This window comes from Nakamurella sp. UYEF19 (assembly GCF_040546275.1).
Taxonomy (GTDB): domain Bacteria; phylum Actinomycetota; class Actinomycetes; order Mycobacteriales; family Nakamurellaceae; genus Nakamurella.
Genome location: NZ_JBEPNO010000020.1, coordinates 15,676 through 27,443 on the forward strand (window position 1 = coordinate 15,676; position 11,768 = coordinate 27,443).

9 protein-coding genes are annotated in these 11,768 nt (G+C 66.4%); 4 read left to right on the forward strand and 5 right to left on the reverse strand.

Going from position 1 to position 11,768, the window contains the following annotated elements; translation table 11 throughout:
- Positions 1 to 112: 112 nt before the first annotated feature.
- The 5 genes from rhaD to ABIB25_RS21635 all read right to left on the reverse strand — a co-directional run bounded on the left by rhaD (position 113) and on the right by ABIB25_RS21635 (position 6,598).
- On the reverse strand, positions 113 to 2,155 hold the full coding sequence (gene rhaD, locus ABIB25_RS21615; protein WP_354530589.1) for a bifunctional rhamnulose-1-phosphate aldolase/short-chain dehydrogenase: 2,043 nt from the start codon (positions 2,153 to 2,155) through the stop codon (positions 113 to 115).
- 90 nt (positions 2,156 to 2,245) lie between these two features.
- On the reverse strand, positions 2,246 to 3,022 hold the full coding sequence (locus ABIB25_RS21620; protein WP_354530590.1) for a class II aldolase/adducin family protein: 777 nt from the start codon (positions 3,020 to 3,022) through the stop codon (positions 2,246 to 2,248).
- Positions 3,019 to 4,548, reverse strand: coding sequence for a rhamnulokinase (locus ABIB25_RS21625; protein ID WP_354530591.1), 1,530 nt, complete (start codon positions 4,546 to 4,548; stop codon positions 3,019 to 3,021). Before ABIB25_RS21625 ends, ABIB25_RS21620 begins: the two co-directional genes overlap by 4 nt.
- Positions 4,545 to 5,360 carry a DeoR/GlpR family DNA-binding transcription regulator gene (locus ABIB25_RS21630; RefSeq protein ID WP_354530592.1) on the reverse strand — a complete coding sequence of 272 codons (816 nt, stop codon included), beginning with the start codon at positions 5,358 to 5,360 and terminating at the stop codon, positions 4,545 to 4,547. Before ABIB25_RS21630 ends, ABIB25_RS21625 begins: the two co-directional genes overlap by 4 nt.
- Positions 5,361 to 5,590: 230 nt before the next feature.
- The gene (locus tag ABIB25_RS21635) at positions 5,591 to 6,598 is read right to left on the reverse strand and encodes a LacI family DNA-binding transcriptional regulator (protein ID WP_354530593.1); all 1,008 of its coding nucleotides are present in this window, start codon (positions 6,596 to 6,598) and stop codon (positions 5,591 to 5,593) included.
- Between the two features lie 328 nt (positions 6,599 to 6,926).
- On the opposite strand from ABIB25_RS21635, the gene ABIB25_RS21640 reads away from it, so the two are divergent.
- Genes ABIB25_RS21640 through ABIB25_RS21655 form a run of 4 tightly spaced genes read left to right on the forward strand, consistent with a single transcriptional unit; the run spans position 6,927 to position 11,736 of the window.
- The gene (locus ABIB25_RS21640) at positions 6,927 to 8,429 is read left to right on the forward strand and encodes a sugar ABC transporter ATP-binding protein (protein ID WP_354530668.1); all 1,503 of its coding nucleotides are present in this window, start codon (positions 6,927 to 6,929) and stop codon (positions 8,427 to 8,429) included.
- Positions 8,426 to 9,460 carry an ABC transporter permease gene (locus ABIB25_RS21645; RefSeq protein WP_354530594.1) on the forward strand — a complete coding sequence of 345 codons (1,035 nt, stop codon included), beginning with the start codon at positions 8,426 to 8,428 and terminating at the stop codon, positions 9,458 to 9,460. The genes ABIB25_RS21640 and ABIB25_RS21645 overlap by 4 nt, the downstream gene beginning before the upstream one ends.
- Complete coding sequence (locus ABIB25_RS21650) at positions 9,453 to 10,490, forward strand: ABC transporter permease (RefSeq protein ID WP_354530595.1); 1,038 nt, start codon at positions 9,453 to 9,455, stop codon at positions 10,488 to 10,490. Before ABIB25_RS21645 ends, ABIB25_RS21650 begins: the two co-directional genes overlap by 8 nt.
- 55 nt (positions 10,491 to 10,545) lie before the next feature.
- Complete coding sequence (locus ABIB25_RS21655; RefSeq protein WP_354530596.1) at positions 10,546 to 11,736, forward strand: substrate-binding domain-containing protein; 1,191 nt, start codon at positions 10,546 to 10,548, stop codon at positions 11,734 to 11,736.
- The last annotated feature ends 32 nt before the right edge of the window (positions 11,737 to 11,768 follow it).

The window sequence follows — 11,768 nt, forward strand, 5'->3', positions numbered from 1 at the left end:
CTGCCGCGCATACCGAAGTGACCGAATTCGGCCGGAAAACGCGAAACGTGGGGACTTCGGTATGCGCCGGGCATTCCTGTATGCGCCGACACGGGGCACCTGGGGTGCGGCTTCAGCGCATGAAAGCAGCGGCGACGCCGGAGTCGACGGGGATGAGGAGGCCGGTGGTGATGGGGAGGGTGCCGTTGGTCAGGGCCAGCACCGCCATCGCGATGTGCTCGGGGAGCACCTCCTCCTTCAGCACGGTGCGTTGGGCGTAGTACTTGCCCAGGTCCTCCTCGGACACGCCGTAGGTGGCCGCCCGGGAAGCGCCCCACCCGCCGGCGAAGATCCCGGAACCACGCACCACGCCGTCGGGGTTGATCCCGTTGACGCGCACGCCGATGTCACCGAGTTCCGCTGCAAGCAGCCGAACCATGTGCGCCTGAGCAGCTTTCGCCGACGAGTAGGCGATGTTGTTCGGCCCGGCGAAGACCGAGTTCTTGCTGCAGATGTTGATGATGTCGCCGCCCAGACGCTGCGCCCGCAATGCACCTTCGGCCGCCTTCGCCACGAGGAACGATCCGCGCGGCATGATCTGGTACTGCAGATCCCAGTCCACCAGGGAGGTGTCGGCCAGGGAGCCGGCCCGGGTGATGCCGGCATTGTTGACGATCAGGTCGATGCCGCCGAAAGCCACGATGCCGGCGGCGATCCCGGCCTTCACCGCGTCGAAGTCGGTGACGTCCATGGCCACTCCGACGGCCTTGTCCGGGCCGCCCAGATCGGCTGCGACCGATTCGCAACCCGCCTGGTTGATGTCGCCGATGATCACATTTGCACCGTGTTCGGCCAGCAGCTTCACCGTGGCGAGCCCGATTCCGGACGCACCACCGGTGACCAGAGCGATCCGTCCGGCCAACGCCTTCGAGGCGGGACGCCGCTTGAGCTTGTCCTCCTCGAGCTGCCAGTACTCGACGTTGAACTTCTCCGCCTCGGCGACCGGCTGGTACACCGACACACCCTCGGCGCCGCGCATCACGTTGATCGCGTTGACGTAGAACTCGCCGGCCACTCTGGCGGTCTGCTTGTCGGCGCCGAACGAGAACATCCCGACACCGGGCACCAGCACCACGGCCGGGTCGGCGCCGCGGATGGCAGGGGAGGCCGGGGTGGCATGCCGGTCGTAGTACGCCTGGTACTGCACCCGGTACTCCGCATGCAGCTCCTCGAGCCGCGCGACGACGTCCTCGACCGGTGCGTCCGGGGCGGTGTCCAGCAACAGCGGCCGGACCTTGGTGCGCAGGAAATGATCCGGGCATGACGTACCGAGAGAGACGAGGTGCGCGAGCTTCTCGCGGGTGAGGAAGTCCAGGACCACCTCGGAGTCGTTGTAGTGCCCGACCTGTCGCCGATCCGCGGACGCAACGGCCCGCAGGTGCGGGAACAGCTCGGCGGCACGTGCCTGCCGGGCGGCTGGATCCAGCGGCTCCCGCCCGTCCACCACCGCACCGAACGGCTCGGCCACCGAGTTGGTATCGAGGTACTGCTGGGCCCCGGAGATGATCCGGAGGTTGCGCTCCTCCACCTCGTCGCTCGAGCTACCCCAGGCAGTGAGCCCGTGGCCACCCAGGACCGCACCGATCACCTTGGGATCCTTGGCCAGCGCGGCCATCGCACGCCCGAGCTCCCAGCCGGGCCGCTTCCACGGAACCCAGGCAACCGTTCCGCCCCAGATCTTCTCGACCAGAGCCTCGCCGTCGGCCGCACACGCGATCGCGATCACGGCATCAGGGTGCAGGTGGTCGACGTGGTCGTAGTGGACCAGCCCGTGCATCGGGGTGTCGATCGACGGCGTCGCGCCGCCGGTGCCGAAGGCACAGAACGGGAAGAACCCGACCATCTCGTCCTCGAAGTCGACTCCGCGGTAGACGCCGTCGAGGGCGCGCACCCGGTCGAGCTCCAGCACGGCGAGTCCGCCGGCCTTCAAGGTACCGAGATCCCCACCGGAACCCTTGACGTACAACAGTTCCACCTCGACGCCGGTGGCCGGGCTGATCTCCCGGACCTTGACCGAGGTGTTGCCGCCACCGTAGTTGGTGACCTTTGGGTCCGAACCAAGACGGTTGGACCGTCCCAGCAGCTCGGCGACGCCGGCCGGAATTTGCTCGGTCATATCTGCTCCTGTGACATAGGCGTTGCGGTGGGTGTTCGGATGGTGGTCGACGGCACGATGCGGCGGACGAGCGGGGGCTGGAAATGGTGGCTAAAACTGCCCCTTGGCCAGGTTGCCCCGGCGTTCGGAGATGTCGGCGCGGGCCAAGAACTTGGCGACCGACTCGGCGGGAACGGGCGACACCCCGCCGACGGCGTAGGCGGCTGCACGAACCTGGGCACCCTTGACGGCCATGGCCGAGATGCCATCGACCCCAGCTGCTGTCGGCGCGATGGCGACGATGCCGTGGTTGCCGAGCAGCACCAGCTGCGGCAGCTGTCCGTACTGGTCGGCGTATCCGCGCAGCGCGTGGTAGAACACCTGCCCGAGCTCGATCCCGGGCGAGGCGTAGGGCACGTACAGCGGCCGGCCGATCACCACGGCTTCGTCAGAGTAGACCCAGTAGCCGTAGGCCTCCTGCGCCCGCACGGATGCCATCAGGCCGAGAATGGCCGTCGGGTGGGTGTGCCCGACGAATCCGGCCGGCGAGACAGCCTGCACCGCAACGTGCACCAGGGCCTCGATGGAGCCTCGCCGGCGCTGGCCCCCGACCACCCCGGCGTCCAACGCCGCGGTCACCTCGTCCTGGGTACAGTTCTCACGCTGGAGCAGGTCCACGAACGGCCCGACTTCGACCGTGACGAAGTCGTCACTGGTGGCGGACGCCATGTTCGACCCAGAGGCCTTGACGACCACCCGGCCGTCGTCGAGCAGTTGAGAAGTGTTGCCCTCGGCCAGGATCACCAGATCACGCTCGGGCCGGCCGAGAGACCGGGTCAACTCCAAGAGCTCCTGGGTGACCAGCTCCGGTGCATGTATCGCGCTCATGTCCTGTCCCTCGGGTTGTCGGGCGGTGTTGGATCCGTGCGTTGGTCCGCGGCGACCAGGCGGCGGAAGACGGCCTGCGCCTCATCCCACCCGCCACCGGTCCGGGGTTCGTAACGCCGCATCATGGTGCTGGCCGCCACCGCCTGACGGATGTCGGCCAACCCGTCGAATTCGCCCAGGGTGGCCAATTGGACCGCACCGTTGCCGAGAGCCGTCCCCTCGGTCGGACCGCACGAAACCGGAAGTCCGGTGGCATCGGCGGTCAGCTGCGACAGCAGGACGTTGTCGGCGCCCCCGCCCACGATGTTGACCGACGGTGGCCTCTCACCGGTCGCGTCCACCAGGTAGTCGACGACGGCCCGGTAGCTCAGGGCCAGTGAGTCCACCACGCAGCGGACGACCTCCGGGATCGTCTGCGGCACCGGAAGTCCGTGGTCGACGCAGTACTGCCGCACCCGTGCCGGCATGTCGCCCGGGGCCAGGAAGGCCGGATCGTCCGGGTTGACGATGCTGACCAGCCCTTGCACCTTCGACGCCATCTCTGCCAGGTCCGGGTAGCTGATGTCGGTGCCCTCTCGCTGCCACTGTCGACGGCACTCCTGCAGGATCCACAGCCCCATCACGTTACGCAGCAGACGGATCGTGTTGGCGTAACCACCTTCGTTCGTCAGGTTGGAGCGCTGCGACTGCGCCGTCACGACCGGACTCGACGTCTCCAGCCCTACCAGCGACCAGGTCCCGGAGGAGATGTAGAGGCCGCCGGGATCAGTCAGCGGCACCCCCACCACGGCACTCGCGGTGTCGTGGCCGGGCGGCACGATGACCCGTGCGTCCCGCAGACTGCCGACCGCAAGGTCGGGCACCAGTGCACCGATATCGGTGCCGGGCGGGACAATCTCGGGCAGCATGTGCGTCGGCACACCCAGCTCGTCGAGAAGCTCGGTGGCCCAGCGGTTCCCGGCCATGTCGAACGCACCGGTCGTGGAGACGCCGGTGTACTCGGCCGTCCGGGCGCCGGACAGCCGGTGGTGGAAGACATCCGGCATCATCAGCAGCGTCCTGGCCCTGGCCAGTCTGGTCGGATCGTCCCGCACATCGGCCATCAACCCGAACACGGTATTGATGGCGAGCACCTGCACACCGGTGGCGGCATACAACCGCTTCGCCCCGACCGTCTGCAGAGCCAGTGCGAAGGATGCAGCGTTGCGGTCGTCGCGGTAGCTGATCGGCGCGTCCAGCAACATACCGCCGGAATCCAGCAGACCGTAGTCGACGCCCCAGGTGTCGACACCGACGCTGGAGACCGGGCGGCTCCCACCGGCCAGCCCGGCCAGTCCTTCGCCGATCCGGGCCCACAGGTCCTCGATGTTCCAGCGCAGCGCGCCGCCCTGGACGCGCGGTGTGTTGGCGAATCGGTTCGCGATCTCCATCGTCAAACGGTTGCCGTCGAAGGAAGCAGCTATGACACGACCGCTCTCGGCGCCGAGATCGACGGCCGCCACTGTCTTCACCGCGCGTCCGGTCATCGCGACCTGACCGCAGAACGGCCGGCACCTCGGTCGCCGGGCCCTCCGACGACATGGACCGGAACACCCAGTCTGGCCCAGTGCGCGATCGCACCGAGCTCCATCCCGTCGTCGGTGTACATCGCATCGATGTCGTCGACGGCGGCGAAGGAATGCAACCCGAAACCGTCGACCTTGGAGGAGTCGAAGACGCCGTAGACCTGGTCGCAGGCCTTGGCCATGAACTGCTTGGTCTGCGCCTCCTCGGCCGAGAGATCCATCAGGCCATGCACTGTCGAGATTGCGATCACTCCGAAGAATCCCTTGTTGATCCGGCCCCGCCCGGTGAGCACGTCACCGATCGGACCGACCATGGATCCTGCCGACCGGCGGAGCACACCACCGGGCATCAGCACCATGGCCGACGACTGCTCCATCAGCAGCATGGCCAGCCGGAGCGCATTGGTGACCACCACGAGATCGCGGCGGTCGAGGATCTCCTTGGCCAGGTAGTAGCAGGTGGTCGATGAGTCAAGCGCGATCACGTCGCCGTGCCGCACCAGCGGTGCGACGGACCTCGCGATGCGCTGCTTCACGTCCCGGGAATGGCGGAGTCGCATCTCGAAGGCACCCTCGTCGGGGGTGCCGACAGTGACTGCCCCACCGCGGATCCGGCGCAGCATGGAGCGACGTTCGAGGCCCTCGAGGTCCTTGCGCACGGTCACGGCCGAGACACCGAATTCGGTGGCCAGATCGTTCACCACCACGCGGCCCTGGGCGTCGAGCGTGTTCAGGATTGCCTGTTCGCGAGCGAATTCATCGAGTGACGTCACGAGCGTCGGGCCTCCCGTTCACGGTGTCGACGACGGCTCGGCGTCCGACCGCGGGGCGGCCGGCCGATCGGGCGCCGGTCCGGGCAGCCGGTTCGATGGCTTCGACGACGGCGACCGATCGAAAGGAAACGTAATCCCGGCGCCGCCAGAGGTCAATGGCATCCGTACAAACGAAAGCGTTCTGCTTGCGTTATGTGCCTCCTGAGCTTGCGGTCAGCCCTTCGCGGAGTTCAGGACTGGGCGGTCGAGGCCCGGACGATCAGATCCGGCTCGAAGACCACCTGGCGGTGGCGGTGGGAGTCTGCGGAAACGACCTCCTCGATCAGTAGTTCCGCAGCGGTACGCCCGAGGTCTTCCCTCGGTTGACGTACCGAGGTGAGAGGGACAGCGGCCGCACCGGCGAAGTCGATGTCGTCGTACCCGACGATGGCCAGATCGTCGGGTACGACGATGTGATGACGGGTCATCTCCTGCAGGACGCCGAGCGCGATCAGGTCGTTGCCGCAGAACACGGCCGTTGGACGGCGCCTGGCCGGCATTGCAGCGATCCGTTCGCCCATCGTCCGACCGGCACCGAAGACCTGGCCGTCCGTCTCCATCACCGTCACCCGGAGTCCGGCCCGCTCGGCCGCGGCCCTGGCTCCCCGGAGTCGATCGGCGACCTGCTTCGTCGACAGCGGCCCGCCGACGAAAGTGATCCGCTTGTGCCCGAGGGATATCAGATGGTCGATGGCGAGCTCGCCGCCCACCAGATCGTCTACCGAGACGGAGCATTGACGGCGATGGGAACTCCGATCGACGAGCACCAGGGGCATGCCCCGCCGGCGGATCCCCTCGATGGGGCTGGTGGCCCGCGCCGCCGGGGTGATCAGGATCCCGGTTGCCCTCTGCTCCTGCAGCAGGCTCAGGTAGTGATCCTCCCTGGTGGGGTCGTCACCGCTGTTGCAGAGGACCAGCGACAACCCGGCGTCCGCGACGCTGGATTCGACGCCGGCGGCCAGATCGGTGAAGAACGGGTTGCGGATGTCCAGCACTACCAGACCGATCGAGCGGCTCCGGCCCGCTCGCAACTGCCTGGCCGCCTCATTGCGGATGAAACCCAGTTCCTCGATTGCGGCCAGCACCCTTGCCCTGGTCGCCGGAGCGACGCGCTCCGGGCGGTTGAGCACGTTGGAGACGGTGCCCAGGGAGACGCCGGCCTTCTTGGCCACGTCGATAACGCTGACCTCCCCCGACATGTCACCGCCTCCCTGGGCCGACGCGGCCAGCCTCGTTGAATCGAATCAAAGTACTCCACGGTGTTCGGGGCAACGGCCACAGTTCGATCCGAGACGCCCTCTTCGAAACCGGCACACTTTCGGCAGTTCTCCGATCTGCGGTGATACCGCTTCCGACGAGCTCCGAACTGATCGGCGGATCACTAGAGGATGTCCTCTTCGGTAACGAATTGGAGTTGGCCACTTGACGCGCCCGACACGCAGGTTTAACGTTCCCGCCCAGGTACTGAAAGGTTTCACAATATGCCCCCGATCTTAGGAGGAGTCGACGTTGACTGAGCAGGCGCCAATGGAGCCGCTGCTCGTGCTGGACCACGCGACCAAGAGTTTCGGTCCGGTCCGCGCGCTGGAGAACGGTTCCGTAACCCTCTACCCCGGCGAGGCACATGCCCTCCTCGGTGAGAACGGGGCAGGAAAATCCACCCTGGTAAAGATTCTGGCCGGTGTGCACCGACAGGACAGCGGTGATCTGACCATCGCCGGGGAACTCGTCAACTTCAGCGGACCGGCCGCGAGCAAGGCCGCCGGCGTCTCGATCATCTACCAAGAGCCGACACTGTTCCCCGACCTGACCGTCGCCGAGAACATCTTCATGGGCCGGCAGCCACTGCGCGGCGGGCGGCGGATCGATCGCGGCGCCATGAACAAGGCTGCCACCGCTGTCTTCTCGCGTCTGGGTGTCGACCTCGACCCGGAGCGGCTGGCCAAGGGACTATCGGTGGCAGACCAGCAGATCGTCGAGATCGCCAAAGCACTCTCGCTGGACGCCAAGGTGCTGGTCATGGACGAGCCGACCGCCGCGCTGACCCAGGTCGAGGTCCAACGCCTTTTCGACGTGATGAAGACGCTGCGCTCGCAGGGCGCAGCGGTCATGTTCATCTCGCATCGTCTGGAAGAGGTCTTCGCGTCCTGTCAGCGGGTGACGATCATGCGTGACGGCAACTTCGTGTCCACCGCTCCCATCGAGGATCTGACCATCGACGACATCATCCGCTCGATGGTCGGCCGCAACCTGGAGTCCCTGTTCCCCAAGACGATCACCGAACCGGGCAAGGTGGTGCTGGAGGTCGAGCACCTCACGAGTGCAGGCGTCTTCACCGACATCTCCTTCCAGGTACGGCGGGGCGAGATCGTGGCGTTGGCGGGGTTGGTCGGCGCCGGACGCAGCGAGGTGGCCCGGGCGATCTTCGGAATCGACCCCTACGACTCGGGTGTCGTCACGATCAACGGAAAAGTTCTGCACCGCAACGCACCCCGCGAGTCAATGGCCGCAGGAATCGCCCTGGTCCCGGAGGACCGGCGCCAGCAGGGTCTCGTGATGGATCTGAGCATCGACCAGAACGTCGCCCTGGCCTCCCTGTCCCGGCTGAGCAAGGGCGGGCTCATCTCCCGCTCCAGCGAACGCAACCTTGCCTTGGACTGGGCCCAGCGACTCCAGCTGAGATACGGGAAGATGCGCAACCCGGTCGCGACCCTCTCCGGTGGCAACCAGCAGAAGGTGGTACTGGGAAAGTGGCTGGCCCGCAACCCATCTCTCTTGATCATCGACGAGCCGACCCGCGGTATCGACGTCGGCACCAAGGCCGAGGTGCATCGCATCCTCGACGGTCTTGTCGCAGAAGGAATGGCCATCTTGATGATTTCGTCCGAACTGCCGGAGGTGCTGGGGATGGCCGACCGTGTGCTGGTCATCCGTGAGGGGCGCCTGAGCGCGAACATGTCACGGGCCGAGGCCGACGAGGACTCGGTCATGCGTGCCGCCACCCTGCAGAGTACGGAGTCGATCGTATGACCGCCGTCATCTCGAAGAAGCCGGCCGGTGCCGCCATGGCCAGGGGCGGAGCCCTACTCCGGGCCCGGGAGATGGGTATCGGTATCGCGCTGGTCCTGGTCATCGCGCTGACCACGCTGTTCAACCACAGCTTCCTGTCCGCCAGCAGTGTGCAGCAATTGCTCACGGGTGCATCGATCTTCGCCCTGCTGGGTGTCGGCGAGACCCTGGTGATCATCACCCGCAACGTGGATCTGTCCGTTGGTTCGGTCGTCGGACTCTCCGCCTACGTCGTCGGCAACACCTTCGTCAACCACCCGCAGATGCCGATCATCTTCGGCTTCGTCATCGGCATCCTGGTCGGCGCAGTGGTCGGCGCCGTCAACGGTCTGATCACCACGGTCACCAAGGTGCCCAGCCTGGTGGTGACGCTGGCGGCGCTGTACATCGTGCGCGGTATCGACGCGCTGATCGTCAACGGCAAGCGGATCGACCCCGGCAGTGTGCCCTCCGGCTTCCAGACCATCGGCTACTACAACGTCTTCGGTGTTCCGCTGCTCTTCATCATCGTCGCGGTGGTGGTGGCCATCGCCGGCTACGCCATGCGCTCCTTCCGGTCCAGCCGCGAGCTGTACGCGATCGGCTCGAACCCCGATGCGGCCGGGCTGGCCGGTATCCCCACCGGCCGACGGGTTTTCACGGCCTTCCTGGTCAGCGGCAGCCTCGCCGGGCTCGGCGGTGCCCTGTTCCTGGCCGAGTACGCCACGGTGGATTCCACCGGCGGCACGGGCTACGAGTTCCTGGTCGTCGCTGCGGTCGTCGTCGGCGGTGTGGCCATCTTCGGCGGCAGCGGCACCATCCTGGGCGCCGCGCTCGGCGCTCTTCTGCTCAACACCATCAACCAGTCGCTGGGCTCCCTCAAGGTCTCCCCCTTCTGGAACCAGGCCGTGGCCGGTGCTCTGCTGCTGGTGGCGATCGCATTCGACCGATGGCTCAGTCTGCGGGTCGCCCGCAGCCTCAAATCCGAACAGGGGGCACACCGGGATGTCTGACATCGTTGCCACACCCGTGCTGAAGAAGTCCCCGAACGGGGCCGTTCCACCGTCCGAGCGTCTGTCCCTCCGCTCCGCAGTGCGATGGGAGAGCGGCCTGATCGTCGTACTCATCGCGGCGCTCTGGTTCGGGTTCGCACAGCCGAACTTCGCCAGCGGCACGACGGTGTTCTTCATGGGCTACAACATGGGCGAGATCGCCATCATGGCGTTGCCGCTGATGCTCATCGTCATGATCGGCGAGATCGACCTTTCGGTCGCGTCGATGCTGGGTCTGTCGGGCACCCTGATGGGCCTGCTGTTCCAGGACGGCTGGAACATCTACCTCGCCATGCTGGCCGCCCTGGTCGTCGGAGCGCTGGGCGGGGCCCTGAACGGGGTGCTGATCGCCAAACTCGGTCTGCCGTCCATCGCCGTCACCATCGGTACGCTGGGCCTGTTCCGCGGGCTCGCCGAACCCCTCCTGGGGGCCAACTCGGTGAGCAACTTCCCTGCTTCGCTGACGAAGATCGGCGCGGCCGGCGTCTTCGGCACCCACTTCAGTTTCTCGACCGTCGTCTTCGTCGTTCTCGCCATCATCTTCGGTGTCGTCCTGCACGCCACGCCATTCGGCCGGTCGTTGTTCGCGATCGGCCTGCAATCCGAGGCAGCACGGTTCTCCGGCATCCGGGTCGACCGGATCAAGTTCTGGCTCTACGTCCTCTCCGGTGTGCTGTGCGCTTTCGCGGGTATTCTCTTCTCCCTGAAGAACGCCTCCGCACGGTACGACCAGGGCACCGGCCTCGAGCTGAATGTGGTTGCCGTCGTGCTGTTCGGCGGTGTGTCGATCTTCGGCGGTCGCGGCACGGTGTTCGGTGTGGTGCTCTCCGTTCTGATCTTCGGAACCCTGCAATCCGCCATGACGATCATCAACATCGACCCCCAGATCCAGAACATCATCATCGGTGTTCTGCTCCTCATCAGTGTCATCATTCCCAACGGCGGGGAGGCCTTACGGCGTATTCGAGCTCGGACCCGACGAAGCGTCTAACCGCATTCGTCGACAAAACATAGGCAGTTCCACGAAAGCGAAAGGAATCTCAGCAATGACGTCCAACACCAGGATGCGGCGCCTGCTCGGTGCCGCGACCGCGGTGGCTCTGGCCACCACGATGGCGGCGTGCAGCTCCAGCAGCACGACTGCCAGCCCCACCAGCTCGGCCCCGGCGGTCGCCGGCGGTTCGTCTTCTGCGCCGGCCCCGGCTCCGGCCCCGGCCTCGAGCCCGGCGGTCTCCGGTTCGTCCGCAGCCAGCGCTCCGGCGTCTTCATCCGCATCCGGATCGCCTTCGGCCCCGGCGGGCGGCAAGATCAAGTCGGGTCTGAAGGTCTACTTCATCCCTCGCGACACGCAGAACCCCTACGAGGTTCTGGCCGACGCCGGCGGGACGGCGGCGCTCAAGGAACTCGGCGGCACCGTCGTCGTCTCCAGCGGGTCGACGGCGACTGCGGCCGCTGAGATCCCCTCGATCCAGGCAGCCATCCAGGCGCACGCCGATGCCATCGTCATCGCCGGCAACGACCCGACCGCCCTGTGCCCTTCTCTGGCCCAGGCCGTTGCCGCCGGCATCAAGGTGGTGTCGTTCGACTCGGACGTCACCTGCCCCGATCACCTCTTCATCAACCAGGCGGACACCCAGCAGATCGGTACCTCCGAGGTCGACCTGCTGGCCAAGCAGATCGGTAGCACCGGCGACATCGCCATTCTTTCCGCCGCCGCCACCGCGACCAACCAGAACGCCTGGATCGGCTACATGAAGCAGCAGCTGGCCGCCAAGTACCCGAACATGCACCTGGTCTCCACCGTGTACGGCAACGACGATCCCGCCACTTCGCTCACCGTGCTGCAGGGCCTGATTTCCGCGTACCCGAACCTCAAGGGCATCATCTCGCCCACCACGGTCGGCATCTCCACTGCGGCCCAGTACCTTTCGACCCACAAGAACGTCAAGATCACCCTCACCGGCCTCGGACTCCCGTCTCAGATGAAGCCGTACATCAAGGACGGCACGGTCAAGGCTTTCGAGCTCTGGAACCCCAGTGACCTCGGCTACCTCGCCGGCTACGCGGCGGCGTCCTTGGCCTCCGGCATCACCACCACCGCCACCGGAGCCAAGTTCAGCGCCGGAAAGCTCAAGGACTACACGGTGCTCGCACCGTCCGGTACGACCGGCCCGTCGGTCGTGCTCGGGCCGCCGACCGTGTTCGACTCCTCGAACATCGATCAGTTCAACTTCTGATCCGTTTCCGTCGGTGCCCGGCCTGCTTCTCC